This window comes from Mesorhizobium sp. XAP4 (genome assembly GCF_029269325.1).
Classification (GTDB): domain Bacteria; phylum Pseudomonadota; class Alphaproteobacteria; order Rhizobiales; family Rhizobiaceae; genus Mesorhizobium; species Mesorhizobium ciceri.
Map to the genome: position 1 here is coordinate 336,227 of NZ_JARIXW010000006.1, position 17,374 is coordinate 353,600.

At 63.2% G+C, this 17,374-nt stretch carries 15 protein-coding genes; 6 read left to right on the forward strand and 9 right to left on the reverse strand.

Annotated features, from left to right (window positions below; genetic code table 11):
• Positions 1 to 2: 2 nt before the first annotated feature.
• The 3 genes from P3C39_RS25525 to P3C39_RS25535 form a co-directional block, all read right to left on the reverse strand.
• A complete protein-coding gene (locus P3C39_RS25525; protein ID WP_275954589.1) occupies positions 3 to 935 on the reverse strand; it encodes a carbohydrate ABC transporter permease in 933 nt (310 codons plus the stop codon).
• Positions 936 to 937: 2 nt separating this feature from the next.
• A complete protein-coding gene (locus P3C39_RS25530; RefSeq protein WP_024504415.1) occupies positions 938 to 1,825 on the reverse strand; it encodes a sugar ABC transporter permease in 888 nt (295 codons plus the stop codon).
• 81 nt (positions 1,826 to 1,906) lie between these two features.
• Entirely contained in the window at positions 1,907 to 3,145 is a 1,239-nt protein-coding gene (locus P3C39_RS25535) for an ABC transporter substrate-binding protein (RefSeq protein ID WP_275954530.1), read from the reverse strand.
• A gap of 405 nt (positions 3,146 to 3,550) precedes the next feature.
• Between P3C39_RS25535 and P3C39_RS25540 the strand changes: the two genes are divergently transcribed.
• Positions 3,551 to 4,606: a LacI family DNA-binding transcriptional regulator gene (locus P3C39_RS25540; protein WP_063169024.1), complete on the forward strand. Its 1,056-nt coding sequence runs from the start codon at positions 3,551 to 3,553 to the stop codon at positions 4,604 to 4,606.
• A 17-nt stretch (positions 4,607 to 4,623) separates the two neighbouring features.
• Here the strand turns inward: P3C39_RS25540 and gndA are convergent, their stop codons facing one another.
• From gndA to P3C39_RS25570, 6 genes are all read right to left on the reverse strand, one after another.
• A complete protein-coding gene (gndA, locus tag P3C39_RS25545) occupies positions 4,624 to 6,051 on the reverse strand; it encodes an NADP-dependent phosphogluconate dehydrogenase (RefSeq protein ID WP_064995551.1) in 1,428 nt (475 codons plus the stop codon).
• 148 nt (positions 6,052 to 6,199) lie between these two features.
• Positions 6,200 to 7,837 carry a copper resistance CopC/CopD family protein gene (locus tag P3C39_RS25550; protein WP_275954531.1) on the reverse strand — a complete coding sequence of 546 codons (1,638 nt, stop codon included), beginning with the start codon at positions 7,835 to 7,837 and terminating at the stop codon, positions 6,200 to 6,202.
• Between the two features lie 53 nt (positions 7,838 to 7,890).
• On the reverse strand, positions 7,891 to 8,409 hold the full coding sequence (locus P3C39_RS25555) for a YcnI family protein (RefSeq protein ID WP_013529535.1): 519 nt from the start codon (positions 8,407 to 8,409) through the stop codon (positions 7,891 to 7,893).
• Between the two features lie 41 nt (positions 8,410 to 8,450).
• Positions 8,451 to 8,990, reverse strand: coding sequence for a copper chaperone PCu(A)C (locus P3C39_RS25560; protein ID WP_063173102.1), 540 nt, complete (start codon positions 8,988 to 8,990; stop codon positions 8,451 to 8,453).
• 97 nt (positions 8,991 to 9,087) lie between these two features.
• Positions 9,088 to 9,444, reverse strand: coding sequence for a DUF2946 family protein (locus P3C39_RS25565; protein WP_275954532.1), 357 nt, complete (start codon positions 9,442 to 9,444; stop codon positions 9,088 to 9,090).
• A gap of 197 nt (positions 9,445 to 9,641) precedes the next feature.
• Positions 9,642 to 10,544, reverse strand: coding sequence for a GntR family transcriptional regulator (locus tag P3C39_RS25570; RefSeq protein ID WP_013529532.1), 903 nt, complete (start codon positions 10,542 to 10,544; stop codon positions 9,642 to 9,644).
• 229 nt (positions 10,545 to 10,773) lie between these two features.
• On the opposite strand from P3C39_RS25570, the gene P3C39_RS25575 reads away from it, so the two are divergent.
• From P3C39_RS25575 to P3C39_RS25595, 5 genes are all read left to right on the forward strand, one after another.
• The gene (locus P3C39_RS25575; RefSeq protein WP_013529531.1) at positions 10,774 to 12,279 is read left to right on the forward strand and encodes an altronate dehydratase family protein; all 1,506 of its coding nucleotides are present in this window, start codon (positions 10,774 to 10,776) and stop codon (positions 12,277 to 12,279) included.
• A 60-nt stretch (positions 12,280 to 12,339) separates the two neighbouring features.
• Entirely contained in the window at positions 12,340 to 13,338 is a 999-nt protein-coding gene (locus tag P3C39_RS25580; protein WP_275954533.1) for an aldo/keto reductase, read from the forward strand.
• Positions 13,339 to 13,638: 300 nt separating this feature from the next.
• Positions 13,639 to 14,631 (forward strand): ABC transporter substrate-binding protein, encoded by a 993-nt coding sequence (locus P3C39_RS25585; RefSeq protein WP_275954534.1) that lies wholly within the window; start codon positions 13,639 to 13,641, stop codon positions 14,629 to 14,631.
• 183 nt (positions 14,632 to 14,814) lie between these two features.
• Positions 14,815 to 16,368 carry a sugar ABC transporter ATP-binding protein gene (locus P3C39_RS25590; protein ID WP_064995547.1) on the forward strand — a complete coding sequence of 518 codons (1,554 nt, stop codon included), beginning with the start codon at positions 14,815 to 14,817 and terminating at the stop codon, positions 16,366 to 16,368.
• On the forward strand, positions 16,365 to 17,330 hold the full coding sequence (locus tag P3C39_RS25595; RefSeq protein WP_013529527.1) for an ABC transporter permease: 966 nt from the start codon (positions 16,365 to 16,367) through the stop codon (positions 17,328 to 17,330). The genes P3C39_RS25590 and P3C39_RS25595 overlap by 4 nt, the downstream gene beginning before the upstream one ends.
• The last annotated feature ends 44 nt before the right edge of the window (positions 17,331 to 17,374 follow it).

Genomic DNA, 17,374 nt, shown 5'->3' on the forward strand with positions numbered 1-17,374 from the left:
CATCACCCCTTCACCGCGCCGGCGGCGATGCCACGTACGAAAAGCTTGCCGGAGATGAAGTAGACGATGAGCGGCACAAGCCCGGTCAGGATGGTTGCGGCCATATTGACGTTGTACTCCTTCACGCCTTGCACCGAATTGACGATGTTGTTGAGCTGCACCGTCATCGGATAGGTGTCGGGGCGGGTGTAGACGACGCCGAACAGGAAGTCGTTCCAGATGCCGGTCACCTGCAGGATGATGGCGACGACGAAGATCGGCAGCGACATCGGCAGCATGATGCGCAGGAAGATGCCCCAGAAGCCGGCACCGTCGACACGTGCCGCCCGGAACAGCTCCTCCGGCATCGAGGAGAAATAATTGCGGAACAGCAGCGTCAGGATCGGCATGCCGAAAATGGAATGGACGATCACCAGCCCGCTGAGGCTGCCATAGAGGCCGATCTCGCGCAGGATGATGACGATCGGATAGATCATCACCTGGTAGGGAATGAAGGCGCCGACGATCAGGACGATGAAGAACGTATCCGCGCCCTTGAAGCGCCAATTGGCCAGTGCATAACCATTCACCGAGGCGATGGCGATCGACAGCAGCACTGACGGCACGGTGATGCGCACCGAATTCCAGAAGCCGCGCGAAAGCCCGTCGCAGTTAAGGCCGGTGCAGGCAGTCGACCACGCCTTGACCCACGGTTCGAAAGTGATCTCGAGCGGCGGTGAGAAGATGTTGCCGAGCCGGATCTCCGGCATGCCCTTGAGCGAGGTGACGACCATGACGTAGAGCGGCAAGAGGTAGTAGACCGCCATGACGAACAATGTGCCGTATAGGAAGACGTTGCGGCGCGAAATCACGCGGCGCGGCTTCGGGCCGTAGGGATCGGTGATGCCCTGGCGCGCGCCGGCGGCGGTGCTCGCTTGAGCGGTGATGTCTGCCATGCTCATTTGCGCCGCCCGAACTCGAGATAGGCCCAGGGCACGATGACGATCACCACCGAGAGCAGCATCATGGTCGAGGCAGCAAAGCCCTGGCCGAGGTTCTGGGCGAAGAACATATAGTCGTAGACGTATTTGGCCGGCACTTCGGAGGCGATGCCCGGGCCGCCGCTGGTCTGGGCCACGACGAGATCATAGACCTTGACGATGCCGGCAGCGATGATGACGAGCGTGGTGATGAAGACCGGCCGCATCATCGGGATGACGATGAACAGATAGGTCTTCCACATCGGGATCCCATCCACCCGCGCCGCCTTCCAGATGTCCTCGTCAATGCCGCGCAGGCCAGCCAGCATCAGGCACATGATGAGCCCTGTGCCTTGCCACAGCGCCGCGATCGATATGCCGTAGATGACGATGCTGGAATTGTAGAGCGGGTCGAAGCTGAAGCTCGTCCAGCCTAAGTCACGGACCACATGCTGGATGCCGAAATCCGGATTGAGCAGCCACTGCCAGACCAGGCCGGTGACGATGAAGGAGAGCGCGAAAGGATAGAGGAAGATGGTGCGCAACGTGTCCTCGAAGCGGATCTTCTGATCGAGCAGTGCTGCAAGCAGGAAGCCGATGACCAGCGAGAACACCAGCGAGATCGCGCCGTAGATCAGCAGGTTTTCGATCGAGATCAGCCAGCGCGGCGTCGCCCACAGCCGGTAGTACTGGTCGAGCCCGACGAAATTCAGCCGCGGCAGAAGCTTCGAATTGGTGAAGGAATAGAGCACCGTCCAAACGGTGCCGCCGACGAAAACCACCATGGCGGTGAGGATCATCGGGATCGAGGCGACCTTCGCATTGAGGTTGCGGAACAGAAGGTTCGGGCGTTCGCTCTTGCTCATCTCGTCAGCCGGCTGGGTAAGGGCGGTGCATTCCCGGCCCTGCATTCGCAAGGCCGGGAGCGAGGTGGGTTGCCGCCAGCGTCAGTCCGCCGAAGCGATGAGGTCGGCGAAGCGCTTCTGTGCGTCTTCGATGGTCAATTCCGGCTTGGCGAAGAATTCGGCGAAAAGGTCTTCCTTCTGCTTCTGGGTGTCCTGCGAAAGCAGCTGATCCGTCCACGGTATGACGGCACCCTTGGCGAGGATGGCGAGGCCTTTCTTCATGCAGTCGTTCGCCGCGTTGAGATCGACGTCGCCGCGCACCGGCAGGGAACCCTTCTTCAGATTGAAGGCAACCTGCGTCTTGGGATCGAGCAGCGTCTCGGCCAGCACCTCCTGCGCCTTGCTCTTGTCGGCATCCTTGAGCAGCGGGAAGTAGAAGGCGTCGCCGCCCGTGGCTATGACCTCGTTCAGCCCAAGGCCCGGCAGGCAGGTATAGTCCTTGCCGGCGGTCTTGCCGGCAACCTGGAACTCGCCCTGTGCCCAGTCGCCCATGATCTGGCCACCCGCCTTGCCGGTGATGACCAGGTTGGTCGCCTGGTTCCAGTCCTGCACATTGGTGTTCTTCGCCATCTTGCGGGCATCGTCCGCGGCCTTGAAGACCTTGGCGACTTCGGGCCCGGCGGCGAACTTGGCATCCTTGTTCTTGTAGACCTTGAGGAACGTGTCCGTGCCGCCCACAGCCGCAAGCAGCACGTCGAAGGCACCGGAGGATTGCCAGGCTTGCCCGCCGACGGCGAGCGGGATGATGCCGGCCTTCTCCAGTGCCGGCGCTGCCGCCACGAATTCATTCCAGTCCTTCGGCAACGGCACGCCGGCCTTCGCGAAGGCTTCGTTGGACAGCCACAGCCACTGCCAGGAATGGATGTTGACGGGCACGCAATAGATCTTGCCGTCGATGGTGCAGCCGTCGAGCAGGCTCTTCGGCCGCACGACATCAGTCCACTTGCCCTTGGTGGCGACGTCGGTGAGGTCGCGCATCAGCCCGGCCTGCACCAACTCTTCCGCCTGCCGGCCGTGGTTGAACTGCGTGGCGCCCATCGGATCGCCACCGGTGATGCGGCTGATCATGATCGGCCGCGCCGTGCCGCCGGAGCCGGCAATGGCGCCGTCCACCCAGTGGTTGCCGGTCGCATCGAATGCCTTGGCAAGTTCCGCAACCGCCGCGGCCTCGCCGCCTGAAGTCCACCAATGGGTGACTTCCAGGTCCGTCGCGGCCGCCTGGCCGGCAAATTGCAGTGCAGCCGTCGCCGCCAGGGCAGCGGTCAAAAATCTGTATCGCATTTCGGCTCCTCCCAGAATCTGAAACGTTACAGATTTTCGATACGGCAATTGCGCGGGCTGTGCAACCCATCAACGAAGCGCCCTCGATATTTTTTTCGGGCAGCGAACAAATTCGTCTGAATGATCGCCCTTCTCATGCACTGCAGCATGGTTTGCTGCGGCGCAAACACCGAAATGCCGCCTGATACGGGCAAAAGGCGGCGGCAGGGGCGATTTCTCCTGGAATCCCAATGCGTTTCGCAAAAAGAACCATCCACCTCGTGACGAGGACATACATCTCGATACTGGCAATCTGTAACGTTTCAGTATATTGACGCTTTGCCGGGGCTGGGACGCATATCGTATCGCTATGACGGCGATTGCCGACATGGCCCGCGGCTGCTATGCGCCTGACGGGCGGGACGAATGGACAGACAGCGTACGGACAAGAACGGGGAGAACTCGGCACAGGGACGGCCGACGTTGAAGACGCTTGCCTTCATGACCGGGCTCGGCGTCACCACCGTGTCACGCGCCTTGAAGGATGCCCCGGAAATCGGCGCCGAGACCAGGCGCCGCGTCCAACTCGTCGCCAAGCAGATCGGCTACCGGCCGAACCGCGCCGGCGTGCGTCTGCGCACCGGCAGGACCAATGTCATCAGCCTCGTGCTCAACACCGACCGCGAGATCATGAGCTTCGTCTCGGACATCATCTACGGTGTTTCGGAAGTGCTCGCCGAAACGCCCTATCACCTGATCGTCACGCCCTATTCCCGCTCGCAGGATCCGATGGAGCCGATCCGCTATCTCGTCGAGACCGGCTCGGCCGATGGCGTCATCATCTCGCGCACCCAACCGAACGATCCGCGCGCCCGCTACATGCTCGAGCACGGCATGCCCTTTGCCACGCATGGCCGCACCGATATGGGCCTCGTCCACCCCTACCATGACTTCGACAACCATGTATTCGCGATGGAAGCCGTGCGCCGCCTGGCGAGCATGGGCAGGCGCAAGCTGGCGCTTCTGTCGCCGCCACCCGGGCTGACCTATTATGGCCACACGCTGAACGGCTTTGCCGATGCGCTGAGCGAGGTCGGCGCCAGCGAAATTCCGTTCAACACCGTTTCCATCGATCACACGATCGAGCAGATCAGGACCAGGACCGCGCAGGTGATGCGCCGCGAAAACAGGCCGGACGGCTTCGTCAGCAGCGCCGCCGCCGCGACACTGGCTATCGTCGCCGGCATCGAAGATGCCGGCCTCAAGCTTGGCCGCGACGTCGATGTCGTGTCCAAGCAATCGTCGGACCTGTTGCACCTGTTCCGGCCGGAATTGCTCGTCGTCAACGAGAACTTCCGCCTGGCCGGCTCCGATCTCGCCCGCTCCGTGCTCGGCTGGATCGGCGGCGCCGCACCCGGCTCGCTGCAGCGCCTGGTCGCCACCAGCGAGGTTCAGGCGTTCAGACCGCCGGTTTCCGTTTAGGCTCTTGGGCCGGCTTGTCAGCCAGCCGCACCGCTTCCCCACGGCCCATGGAACGCGCCTTTGTCGTCGATACGCTCGAAGCCGTGCGCGCCGAAGAAGTCGCGCTGCGCCTGGATCAGATTCGAGGTGCCGCGGCCCTGGCGATAGCTGTCGAAATAGGCAAGTGCGGAAGACAGCGCCGGAACCGGCGAGCCGGCTTCCGAAGCCCTCGCCACGATGCGGCGCAGCGACGGATGCGCTCCCTGCATCAGCGAGATGAAGGCCGGCGCCATCAGAAGGTTGGTCGAGGCGCCGCCCTTGCTGAAGGCTTCCGCCATGGTGTCGAGCATCTGCGAGCGGATGATGCAGCCGGCGCGCCAGATCCTGGCGATGGTCGGCATCGGCAGGTTCCAATTGAATTCCTTCGACGCGCCGCTCATCACCGCGAAACCTTGGGCGTAGGCGGCGATCTTGCCGGCGAACAGCGCCAGTTCCAGATCTTTCAGCAAGGCGTCCTTGTCACCGGAAATCTTCGTCACGCCGATGTTGCCATAGGCCTTTTCCGCCGCCAGCCGCTCGTCCTTGATCGACGACAGAACGCGCGCCGCCACCGCCGCCTCGATCGCGGTGGCCGGGATGCCGAGCTGCTGCGCCTCGATGACCGACCATTTGCCGGTGCCCTTCTGGCCGGCGCGGTCGAGGATGATGTCGACCACCGGCTTGCCGGTCTTCGGATCGTCGGCGGCCAGCACCTTGGCGGTGATCTCGATCAGGTAGGAGTTGAGCCGGCCCTTGTTCCAGTCGGCAAACACCGTGCCGATCTCTTTCGGACCCATGCCCAGGCCGTCGCGCAGGATGCCGTAGATCTCCGCGATCATCTGCATGTCGGCATATTCTATGCCGTTGTGGATGGTCTTGACGAAATGTCCGGCGCCGTCGGTGCCGAGCCATGCCGCGCAGGGTTCGTCCTTGAATTTGGCGGAGATCGCCGTCAGCACCTTCTCGACACGCTTCCATGAGTCCTCCGTGCCGCCGACCATGATCGACGGCCCGTGGCGCGCCCCCTCCTCGCCGCCGGACACGCCCATGCCTATGAAGGTGAGACCCGAACCGGAAAGCTCGGAGAAGCGCCGCATCGTGTCGCGGAAATTGGCGTTGCCGGCATCGATGACGATGTCGTTGGCCGACAGCACGCCGCGCAGTGCCGCGATCTGTTCGTCGACCGGCTTGCCGGCCAGCACCATGATGATGATCGGGCGCGGCGGCCGGATCGCGGCGGCGAGCTCTTCAAGGCTGTAGCAGGGCACGACCATGTCCCTGAGCGCTCCGGCATTCTCGACAAAGGCATCGGTGCGCGCCCTGGTGCGGTTGAAGACAGCGATGCGGTGCCCGTGCTCGGCGATGTTGAGCGCCAGGTTGGAGCCCATCGTGCCAAGGCCGATCAGGCCGATTTCGGCTTTTTCCATCGTTTCTTCCCTGCTCTCGGATCGTTTGTTGAGACCGCGATTTTGCGGGCGATGATTGACGGGCCTTGACGCCTGCGTCAACCGCCTCGCCGAATTGTGTTGCCCGGATTGTCGGTCGTGCCCGTGTAGAGGTACCTGGCAGTCCCGCCTACGGCCTGATGTCGACGGGCGCCTCGATCTTCACCATCTGAAAATCCGAGACCAGTATGTCGATGCGCACCGTCCACCGGCCAGGCACCGGAATGACGAGGTTGTCGACGCGCCAGCTGCCGTCGCCGGGCTTGGTCGCCGTGCGCTTCAAGGGTTCGATGCCGGAATCGGGCTTTGACAGCACAAGCGTTACCTCCTTGGCGTCGAGCGGGCCGAAATCGCCGCTCATGATGACCATCGAGGCAACGACCGGGCCGGCATGGCCGGGAGTGAAGTTGAGATCGGCCATCGCTTGCAGCGCGTGGATATGGACCGACACCGGTTGCGCTGCCGCGATCGCCAGGGCTCGTGGCGGCGGTGTGAAGCGCCAGCCCGCGGCAACGCCGAAAATCGCCAACACGATCAACATCTCGACGCCGATCGAGCGGACCAGCCTGCGTTGAACTTCCGTCGATCCCGCCTCGGCCGATGCCGTGAGTTTCCAGCGGTTGACGGCAGCGAGCGTGAACAGAAAGACCAGCAGCCCGAGCTTGATCAGCAGCAGCCTTCCATAGGCGGTGTCGACCAATGCCGCGGGCGTTTGCACCTGGATGACGGCAAGCACGGTGCCGGCAGCGGCAAGCACGGCCACCACGGGCAGGATCGCCCAAGAAAATCGCCGCAGGAATGGCGTGGCCTCCGCCGATTGCCCCTTGAGCGCCAGCCCGAGTGGGACCAATGCGCCGACCCACGACGCGATGCAGACGCCATGCAGGAACACCATCGGCCGCGTCAGCCATTGCGGTTCGGCGGCACTGGCATGGCCGCTGGCGGCAAGTGCAATCCCCACCCCGGCCAGGCCGGCCAGCGCCAATGGCTTGGCGGTGGCACGGGGACCGGCCAGCGACAGCAGGCCAAGCCCCAGCGCGATCAGCGCGACCAGCACCGTCCAGCCGAAGCTGGTGCCGAGCCCGGTCCGCCAGATGACCGATTGTGCCAGATGGGAGAGCGGCGCCCCGAGTGCATCAAGCCCCTGCAATCCGAGCGACAGGGACGACGCGACCAGCCCGCTCAGGATTGCAGCTGCAACGAAGCGCTGCCCGGCACGGGCACTTCCGGCCAACCAGGCAAGCGCGAAGGCGCCGCCAACGCCGAGGAAGAGGCCGACGTAGAGAAAGATTTTGCCCGCCCAGATAGCCGACCGCAACGGCCAGTCGACGGTTTCGGATACGGCCGGCGGTTCGCTGGGCGCTCCGATGGAAAACAGCAGCGATCCGCCGACGGGATGACCGTCTGCGGAGATGACGCGCCAGCTCAAGACATGCGTGCCCGACTTGAGCGGCTGCGGATTGTCGATCTCGACGGTCTGGTCGCTGAGACGAAAGGCGGTCAGTGGAACCGGCTTGCCGTCGGGCTTCACCAGCGTCAGCACCAGAGGCGAGACCGGCTCGCTGAAGGTCAGCGAGAACTGCGCCGGTCCCTGTGCCAGCACCGCGCCGTCGGCCGGGTCGGTCTTGATCAGCGCGGCATGGGCAAAGGCCTGATCTGACACGGCAAGGCTGGCAAGAAACACGATCACAGCCAACAGGCCGACGGCAAGCCGGCCGGTGCGTTTGCCGGTCATGCAAGCCGTTTGCAGGAGGGAGGTCGTGCTCATGTCACCGCCACGAAAAAAAGCGGCGCACTCGAAAGAGCGCGCCGCCTGGGAGATCATTTCTTCGGCAGCAGCTTGATGCCGGGTGCCGGGCTTTCCAGTGCGTCTTCATCCTGCCCTGCCGCTGGAATCTCGATCCAGCGATCGGCTGCACCGTCGCATTCCTGCACGACCGGGAAATAGAGTTTTTGGCCGACGGGGAGATCCGCCGTCAGCGTCGCGCGGAAAACGAACTCGTCATAGAATTCATCGGGCAGGTTGCCGCCGCTCCAGTCGACCTCCTTGACCCCATCGGTCACCGCCTGACCGTAGAGCTGGTAGGATTTCTCGTACTTGCCCTTCTTGGTCTGCAGCGTCCAGCCGGGCTTCGGCATCGGCTTGATCGCGATCACCCCTTCCGGAATTTGCACGCGCACGGCGGTCGTCGCCTTGCCGTCGCAGCCATGCGGCACGCGCAAAACGGCCTTGTAGGTCGAGCCGACCGCCGCCTCCTGGGTTTCGAACGTGATATGCGCGAAGGCGGCGCTGGTTCCGAGCGCGAGAAGTGCGCCGGCCGACAAAAGATATTTGTTCATGATGGTCCCTCGGATTTTCAAGATTTGTCGAGCTGGCGCGGTCAATTGGCGTGATCGTCCACGGCGCCGCCGCCCATGCCTTCGACGGCGAAATCGACGCTGACGGCGCCGGCCTTTTCGAAGGTCAGGGTGGCGGAGAACTTTTCGCCCTGTTTGGGTTGCCGCTTCAGGCCCATGAACATCAAATGATAGCCGCCAGGTGCAAGGGCTACCTTGCCGCCGGCCGGAATTTCCAGGCCGCCGGCAACCGGCCGCATGGTCATGACGCCGTCCTTGACGCCCATCTCATGCAGCTCGGCCTTTTCGGAGACATCGGAGGAAATCGACACCAGCCGGTCCGGCGCACTGCCCTTGTTGGTGATGGTGAAATAACCGCCGGCCACTTTGGCGCCGGCCGGCGTGGCGCGCGACCAGGGGTGGCCGATCTCAAGATCGCCAACCTTGAACTCATGCGCGAAGACGGACTGCGCGCCTGTGAACAGCAGCGCAAGAGCCAGCACGGCAATGCCGACACGCTCTTCGATGCCGCGTAGAATGCTGCCGGCCATAGGACGCGCGGCGTCAGGGAAAAAATAGGACATGGTTGCTCCATGAAGTGAAGGTCGCGCCGCTGCCGGTCGCGAGCAGTTAGATCTTTGGATGGGTACGCCCACGAAAGGTTCCGCCGGGCAAACAGGCTCAGGCCGTCAGCGGCGGCGCGCGCGGGTTCGACGGCGAGCGCTCACGCGCAAAGTCGAGATGGATGGCCGCCGGGAAGACAAAGGCGACCGTTTCAAAGGAAAGGCTGCCCGGCGCCAGACCGGCATTGGGCGGCGGCGCAAAGGCCGCCGAAACCATGCTGCAGCCGAGCGCGCAGCATGCCGGCAGATGGGACGGCGGCTGGTTGCCGCCCGGAAGCTGGGTTGCGCCTTCATGGGTACAGATGACGTTGCCGAAAGCGTCGAGTTGCGATGCATTGGGACCGGCGCCGAAGGCGAATGCACCAAGCGTCGACTGGAGCAACAGCAGATAGGCCGCGACAAGCGCGACCGGCATGCTCCATCGTCTCCTCGATACGCCCAAAGCCCTGCCTCTTCGCAGCAACCAACCATATCTAGCACGGGGCCGGCGGGTGGAAAATCGCCAAATCGCCGCGGCGGCAACGCGGCAGGCCCAAGGCATGTCGCCCAGAAGTGTATAGCGGTTTTGGGACAACGACATGCATGAAACAAGGCTGCGAGCCGCGATGCGGCTCAGTGTTTTTGCAGCGACCGGCTCTCCGGGATCGAGGTCAGCAATGTCTGGCGCGCCGACTTCAAATGCTTGCGGCAAGCGGCGTCGACCTTGCCGAGATCGCGTGATTTCAGCGCTTCTATGTAGACCAGATGCTCACCGATCGCGACTTCGTTGCGCTCGCGTTCCTGCGCCTTGTTCCACTGGTAATGGTAGTGGAAGATCATGGCGATGACATCGTAGAAATCGACGATGAAGCGATTGCGCGATGCCCGGTGGATCAGCCGGTGGAAGCGCTCGTCGAGTTCGGAGAACTCGGTGAAGCGGGCGGCTATGTCGTTTGCCAGCTGGCGATGCTCGTCTTCCAGGCGGTCGAGATCGGTCCAGACTGCGCTGTCCTGCGGTAAAGCGGCAAAGGCGGCCGCCGAGCGCAGTTCGAACATCTCGCGGATTTCGGTCAGCTCCAGCGCGAAGGCGCGCGTAAAGCCCTTCAGCACCCAATGACTGTTGCGACGTTTCTCGATCAGGCCGAAGCGGGAGAAGCGGATCAGGAACTCGCGCACGCTGGTGGTGCCAACGCCGATCTCGCGCGCCAGTTCGAGTTCGTTGATCTGCATGCCGGCTTCGGCACCGCCGGCGAGCAGCCGACGCATGAACGACCGTTCGATGATCTCGGCCAGCGTGTCTGTCTCTTCCTCGGGGAAGAAATCATCGGGAAGCGGTTCGCGCAGCACCGTCTTGGCGCGCTTGTTCCAGGCGATCAGCCCGGTCTCTTCCATGCGCGCGAGAATGGTGCGCACCGTGGTCCGGCTGACGCCAAGCAAGGTGCCCAGTTCCGGCTCCGAAGGCAGGCTGCGCGTTTCGTCGAGCAGCCGCAGGCAGCGGTTGTAGGCATCCTTGTAGACGTTGTTGCTCTTCGACATCCCTGACCCGTTGCACGCCGTCGCTTGCAGCGGACGGTTTGAAGCGCAATATGACGTTCGCATGGCTCTGAGAAGCGAAATTGCTTCCCGGAACAACCCGGAGACATGCGGAACTCCCCACGAAAAAACAATTGACGCAAAACTGTTTTTTCACGATAAAAGACAATATCTCTAAACAGGCGCGTGTCAATCCGCCCCGCGCAACCCAGGATCACCCAGGAAACCGCCCGTGAACGCCTCCAACTGCATTCTTCTGTCCCCCGCCGACAATGTCGCCGTCGCCAACGGCCGCATCGAGATCGGCACCGCGCTGCCGGGCGGTGCCGTCGCCAGTGCGCTGATCGAGCCCGGCCACAAGGTGGCGATCAAGCCGATCGCCGCCGGCGAGGCCGTGGTGAAATACGCCCAGGCGATCGGTCGCGCGACACAGGACATCGCAGCCGGCGAGCACGTGCATTCGCACAATCTGGTTTTCGAATCCGGCCGCTTGCCGGTCGTGCCGCCGAGCGAGGCCGAGCACGCGACGGAGGCCGACCGCGCCCGCACCTTCATGGGCTATCGCCGCGCCGATGGCCGCGCCGGCACGCGCAACTTCATCGGCATCGTCGCCAGCGTCAATTGCTCGGCCACCGTCTGCCATTCCATCGCCGATACCGCCAACCGCACGCTGTTGCCGAAATACCCCGGCATCGACGGCTTCGTGCCGATCGTGCACGGCCAGGGCTGCGGCATGAGCGGCACCGGCGACGGCATGATGGTGCTGCACCGCACGCTTGCCGGCTATGCCCGCCACCCGAATTTCGGCGGCGTGCTGATGGTCGGCCTCGGCTGCGAGGTCAACCAGCTCACCCTCTACGGCCAGAAGGGCGTCGCTGCCGGCAAGCGCCATTTCAACATCCAGGACGCCGGCGGGTCGCGCAAATCGGTGGAAAAAGCGATGGGCGTGCTGGCCGAGATCGCCGAGGAAGTCGGCCAGTTGAAGCGTGAGCCGATCCCGGTCAGCGAGATCGTCGTCGGCCTGCAATGCGGCGGCTCCGACGGCATGTCGGGCATCACGGCCAATCCGGCGCTGGGCGCGGCTGTCGACATCCTGGCCGGCGTCGGCGGTATCGGCATCCTCTCCGAGACCACGGAAATCTACGGCGCCGAGCATCTGCTTGCCTACCGCGCGGCAACGCCGGAGATCGCGCAGAAGCTCGACGGCTTCGTGAAGTGGTGGGAGGACCACGTCGCCAAGCATGGCGCCTCGATCGACAACAATCCCTCGCCCGGCAACAAGCGCGGCGGCCTCACCACCATCCTGGAGAAGTCCCTCGGTGCGGTCGCCAAGGGCGGCCAGACGCCGCTCAACGGCGTCTTCGGCTACGCCGAAAAAGTCACCGGCAGTGGCCTCGTGTTCATGGATACGCCTGGCTACGACCCGGTTTCGGCGACCGGCCAGGTGGCGGGCGGCGCCAACGTCATCGTCTTCACCACCGGCCGCGGCTCCTGCTTCGGCTGCCGTCCGACGCCGTCGATCAAGGTCGCCACCAACTCGACCATGTACCACCAGATGGAAGAGGACATGGACGTCAATTGCGGCGTCATCGCCTCGGGTGAAAAGACCATCGCCGGCATGGGCCGCGAGATCTTCGAACTGATCGTCGAAACGGCTTCCGGCCGCAAGACCAAGAGCGAGGACTTCGGCTACGGCGACAACGAGTTCGTGCCCTGGCATCTGGGCGCAACACTTTAGATTTTACTGATATAAAGTAGACTGCGCGCCGGTCAGCGGCGGGCAACGGGGAGGTTTTGCATGGAAAAACGCCGTATCGGTCGGACAGCTCTGGAGGTCACCGAAGTCAGCTTCGGCGGCGCCGCACTTGGCGGCCTTTACCGCGCCTGTTCGCGCGAAGCGGCGATGGAGACGCTGCAGGGCGCCTGGGATGCCGGGCTGCGCTATTTCGACACCGCACCCTTCTACGGTTTCGGACTGTCGGAGCGCCGCTTCGGCGACTTCCTGCGTTACAAGCCGCGCGATTCCTATGTGCTGTCGACCAAGGTCGGCCGGCTGTTTCGCCCGGTGCCGGACGATCAGGTTCCCGATCACTCCTATGTCGATCCGCTGCCCTTCGCGCTCGACTACGACTATTCCTATGACGGCATTATGCGGTCGGTCGAGTTCAGCTATGCGCGGCTTGGCCTAAACAGGATAGACATCCTGTTTGTCCACGACATCGGCGCCTACACCCATGGTATCGAGAAGACCAAGCTGCATTTTCGCGACCTGATGGATGGTGGCCTCAAGGCACTCGAAGAGCTGAAACGGACTGGCGTCATTTCCGCCTATGGGCTTGGCGTCAACGAGGTGCAGATCTGCCTGGACGTGATGCGCCGGGCGCCGCTCGACTGCATCCTGCTTGCCAGCCGCTATTCCCTGCTCGACCGCAGTGCCGAAGCGGAGTTGCTGCCGCTATGCCGGGCACAGCAGACCTCCTTGGTCATTGGCGGCGTGTTCAACTCCGGCATCCTGGCGACCGGCCCGGTGCAAGGCGCACATTTCGACTACCGCCCCGCCAGCCATGACGTGCTCGACCGCGTCGGCGCAATGGAAAGGATCGCCGCCGAGGGTGGCTATCCGCTCGCCGCCGCAGCGTTCCAATTCCCCTTGCATGAAGCTGCCGTCGCCACCGTACTGACCGGCACCGCCAAGCTGGCAAATCTGACGCGCAACCTCGAGCTGCTCGACATCGACGTACCGGAAACGGAATACGCCAAATATCGTCCCTACACGCTGGTGCAGGAGCTGGCGTGAAACGTCATGTTCTTGCGGCACATGGAGGAATGGATATTCCATATTGACGAATTGGTGGAATTAATATTCCATACGTTCCCAGAACGGAACGGAAGCGTGACGGCGCCAATGGGAGAACAGGGCGGGGGATCTGCCTCTGCCAGACCTCGCAACGACTGGTCAAACACCGCTTGCATCGATCTGTTCGATGCACTATCAAAACAGGGCAACTGTTTTTTATTGATAAAGTTCTGTTTGGGACCGCGCCTATCCGAACGGAGCTTCCGTATCGTTCACCGGGCGACTTAGGGAGGAAACCTCATGAAATTCGTGATCAGCATTCTCAACCGCCGCGCCGTCATGGCGCTGGCAGCAGCTTCAATGCTCGCCGGCGTCATGCATTCGGCGCCGGTTTCGGCGGCGGACGTCACCATTCCGATCATCGTCAAGGACACCACGTCCTTCTACTGGCAGATCGTTCTGGCCGGCGCCCGCAAGGCCGGCAAGGATCTCGGCGTCAACGTGCCGGAACTCGGCGCCCAGGCTGAAACCGACGTCAACGGCCAGGTCTCGATCCTCGAGAACGCCGTTGCCAGCAACCCGGCGGCCATCGTCATTGCGCCGACCGAGTTCAAGGCGCTCGGCAAGCCGATCGATGAAGCCGCTGCCAAGGTGAAGGTCATCGGCATCGACTCTGGTGCCGACTCCAAGGCCTTCACCTCGTTCCTGACCACTGACAATGTGCAGGGCGGCCGCGTCGCTGCCGACGGCCTCGCAGCCGCCATCGGCGCCGCCAACGGCGGCAAGATCGAGGGCGACGTCGCCCTGATCACCAACGCACCGGGCGCCGGCTCGCTCGAACAGCGCAAGCAGGGCTTCACCGAACAGCTGGCCGCCAAATATCCGGGCCTCAAGCTGGTTGCCGACAAATATGCCGACGGCCAGGCCACCACCGGCCTCAACATCGCCACCGACCTGATCACCGCCAACCCGAACCTCAAAGGCATCTTCGCTTCCAACCTGATCATGGCGCAGGGCGTCGGCCAGGCCGTCGCGGAAAACAACCTTGGCGGCAAGCTGGCGCTGGTCGGTTTCGACAGCGACGAGAAGCTGATCAAGTTCCTCAACGACGGCGTCATTTCCGCCCTCGTCGTCCAGGATCCGTACCGGATGGGCTATGACGGCATCAAGACCGCGCTCGCCGCCTCCAAGGGCGAGAAGGTCGAAGCCAATGTCGACACCGGCGCCAATCTGGTGACCAAGGACAACATGAAAGATCCCAAGATCGACGCGCTGCTCAATCCGAAGCTCTGAGCCGTCGCATCCGCAATCGTCTCCGGGGCACCTCGCCCCGGAGACACAAACTGCCGCACAAACGGCTTGGCAATCCGCACGCCTGAGCCAGGCTGTTTTCGAGGCATATCCCTGCCTCGCCGCGTGCCAATCGTGAGGCCAGCCTGGGAAGCCAATCCGGGAGGCCAATCTGGGAGGATTGTCATGATTTCGACGGCGCAGGAACTGCATCCCGCACCCGTTCTGGAACAGGGGCGGACTATCCTCGAATTGCGCGGGCTGGAGAAGCGCTATCCCGGCACCCACGCGCTGAAACCGGTCGACCTCGCCTTCAAGTCCGGTGAGATCCACGCCATCGTCGGCGAAAACGGCGCCGGCAAATCCACGCTCATCAAGCTTCTGACCGGCGTCATGCCGCGCACCTCCGGAGAGATTGTCTGGGAGGGCCAGCCGGCCGCCCTGGCGACGCCGCACGAGGCGATGGCGCTCGGCATCAATGCCGTGCACCAGGAAGTCGTGCTGTGCCGTCACCTGACGGTCGCCGCCAACATGTTCCTCGGCGAGGAGAATTCGCGCTTCGGCATCCTGCAGCAGCGCGCCATGGTCAGGCAGGCGCAGACGATCATCGACGACCTCGGCTTCGACCTGCCGGCGCATGTCACGCTCGGCGACCTGACCATCGGCCAGCAGCAGCTGATAGCCGCCGCCCGCGCCACCGTGCGCGGCACCAAATTCCTGATCTTCGACGAGCCGACCGCCTACCTCACCCGCAAGGAAGCCGACCAGCTCTTCACGCTGATCCGCCGTCTGAAGGGCGAAGGCGTGACGATCATCTACATCAGCCACCGCATGGAGGAAGTGTTCGAACTCGCCGACCGGGTATCCGTGCTGCGCGACGGCACGCTGGTCGGCACCCGCAACATCGCAGAGACCAACGATGCCGAACTGGTCAAGATGATGATCAACCGCTCGATCGAGCAGGTCTATCACAAGGAGCATTTCACGCCGGGCGCCGCCATCATCGAGGCGAAAAACCTGTCCGGCAAGGGCTTCGAAAATGTCTCGATGACGGTCCGCGCCGGCGAGATCGTCGGACTCTATGGGCTGATCGGCGCCGGACGCAGCGAGTTCGTCACCACGCTCTACGGCCGCCACCGCAAATCCGCCGGCCAGATCCTCTGGGAAGGCAAGGAGGTACAGGTCAATTCCGAACATGACGCGATCAAGCTCGGCATGGCGCTGGCGCCGGAGAGCCGCCGCGACCAGGGCCTCTGCCTCAACCTGCCGGTCGGCTTCAACCTCAACCTGCCGATCTACAAGCGCATCTCGAACAATCTGCTGATTTCGAGCACGCAGGAGAAGACGCAGGCCGATCGCCAGATCGCCGATCTGCGCATCAAGACACCGACACGTGGCGCGCTGGCATCCAGCCTGTCGGGCGGCAACCAGCAGAAGATCGTCATCGGCAAATGGCTAGCGCACGGCGCCAAGCTGTTCATCTTCGACGAACCGACCGTCGGCGTCGATGTCGGCACCAAGGCCGAGATCTACCGCCTGTTCGGCGCGCTTTTGTCAAAGGGCGCCGGCATCATCCTGATCTCGTCCTATCTGCCGGAAGTCTATGAACTCGCCGATACGCTGCATGTGTTCCGGCGCGGCAAACTGGTGGCGACGCACGGTTTTCACGCCGCCAGCCACGAGGATATTCTCACTCAGGCGCTCGCCGAGAAACAAGAAAAGTTGGGAGGACAGATATGAGCACCGAGGCGATCGCCGTCGAAAAACCGAAGCGCAACTATAATGTCCTGTTCGGGCTGACGCTATTGGCGCTGCTGGTTCTGCTCTGGATCCTCCTCTCCGTGACGACGACGAGCTTCGCCTCGGCCAACAACATAGCCAATCTCCTGCGCCAGGGCTCGATGATCGCCATCATGGCGGTCGGCCAGACCTTCGTCATCATCACCGGCGGCATCGATCTGTCGGTCGGCGCCGTGGTCGGCTTCGCCACCGTGGTCGTGGCCATGATGATCAATGCCGGCTTCCCCATCTGGCTCGCCATTCTGGTGACGCTGCTGGTCGGTGTCGCCATCGGCATGTTCCACGGCTTCGGTATCGTCAAGATGGGCCTGCCGCCCTTCATCATCACGCTGGCGACGTTGACCTCGCTGCGCGGCATCGGCCTTTTGATGACCAACGGCAATTCGATCAACATCAACAGCGACACCTTCACCGCCTTCTCGCGCAATTCCTTCATCGGCATCCCCAACCTGTTCTGGATGGTGATCCTGGTCGGCATTCCGGCCTATATCTTCCTGCACCACAGCCGCTGGGGCAGATACCTGTTTTCGGTCGGCTCCAACGCCGAGGCCTCGCGCCTGTCCGGCGTCAATGTCCAGCGCACCATCTACATGGCCTACACGCTGTCGGGCCTGTGCGCCGCCTTCGTCGGGGTGCTGCTGGCCGCCCGCATCGGCATCGGCAACCCGACGCAGGCCGAGGGCTGGGAACTGCAGGCGATCGCGTCGTCGGTCATCGGCGGCACCTCGCTGTTCGGCGCCGTCGGCTCGGTGCATGGGCCGCTGCTCGGCGCCTTCATCCTGGCCACCATCAACAACGGCGCCAACCTGCTCAACGTCAACTCGTTCTGGCAGCGCATCATCACCGGCGCGCTGATCATCATCATCGTCTACTTCGACGGCCTGCGCCGCCGCGGCAAGTAGCGACCCCGCAATCAACCGCCGGTCCGCCACACCAACGGGCCGGC

What these genes read in the sequence shown, in the direction of transcription:
- P3C39_RS25525 (WP_275954589.1), bottom strand. Translation starts at nt 935, where the DNA reads ATGGCAGACATCACCGCTCAAGCGAGCACCGCCGCCGGCGCGCGCCAG.
- P3C39_RS25530 (WP_024504415.1), bottom strand. Translation starts at nt 1,825, where the DNA reads ATGAGCAAGAGCGAACGCCCGAACCTTCTGTTCCGCAACCTCAATGCG.
- P3C39_RS25535 (WP_275954530.1), bottom strand. Translation starts at nt 3,145, where the DNA reads ATGCGATACAGATTTTTGACCGCTGCCCTGGCGGCGACGGCTGCACTG.
- P3C39_RS25540 (WP_063169024.1), top strand. Translation starts at nt 3,551, where the DNA reads ATGGACAGACAGCGTACGGACAAGAACGGGGAGAACTCGGCACAGGGA.
- gndA (WP_064995551.1), bottom strand. Translation starts at nt 6,051, where the DNA reads ATGGAAAAAGCCGAAATCGGCCTGATCGGCCTTGGCACGATGGGCTCC.
- P3C39_RS25550 (WP_275954531.1), bottom strand. Translation starts at nt 7,837, where the DNA reads ATGAGCACGACCTCCCTCCTGCAAACGGCTTGCATGACCGGCAAACGC.
- P3C39_RS25555 (WP_013529535.1), bottom strand. Translation starts at nt 8,409, where the DNA reads ATGAACAAATATCTTTTGTCGGCCGGCGCACTTCTCGCGCTCGGAACC.
- P3C39_RS25560 (WP_063173102.1), bottom strand. Translation starts at nt 8,990, where the DNA reads ATGTCCTATTTTTTCCCTGACGCCGCGCGTCCTATGGCCGGCAGCATT.
- P3C39_RS25565 (WP_275954532.1), bottom strand. Translation starts at nt 9,444, where the DNA reads ATGCCGGTCGCGCTTGTCGCGGCCTATCTGCTGTTGCTCCAGTCGACG.
- P3C39_RS25570 (WP_013529532.1), bottom strand. Translation starts at nt 10,544, where the DNA reads ATGTCGAAGAGCAACAACGTCTACAAGGATGCCTACAACCGCTGCCTG.
- P3C39_RS25580 (WP_275954533.1), top strand. Translation starts at nt 12,340, where the DNA reads ATGGAAAAACGCCGTATCGGTCGGACAGCTCTGGAGGTCACCGAAGTC.
- P3C39_RS25585 (WP_275954534.1), top strand. Translation starts at nt 13,639, where the DNA reads ATGAAATTCGTGATCAGCATTCTCAACCGCCGCGCCGTCATGGCGCTG.
- P3C39_RS25590 (WP_064995547.1), top strand. Translation starts at nt 14,815, where the DNA reads ATGATTTCGACGGCGCAGGAACTGCATCCCGCACCCGTTCTGGAACAG.
- P3C39_RS25595 (WP_013529527.1), top strand. Translation starts at nt 16,365, where the DNA reads ATGAGCACCGAGGCGATCGCCGTCGAAAAACCGAAGCGCAACTATAAT.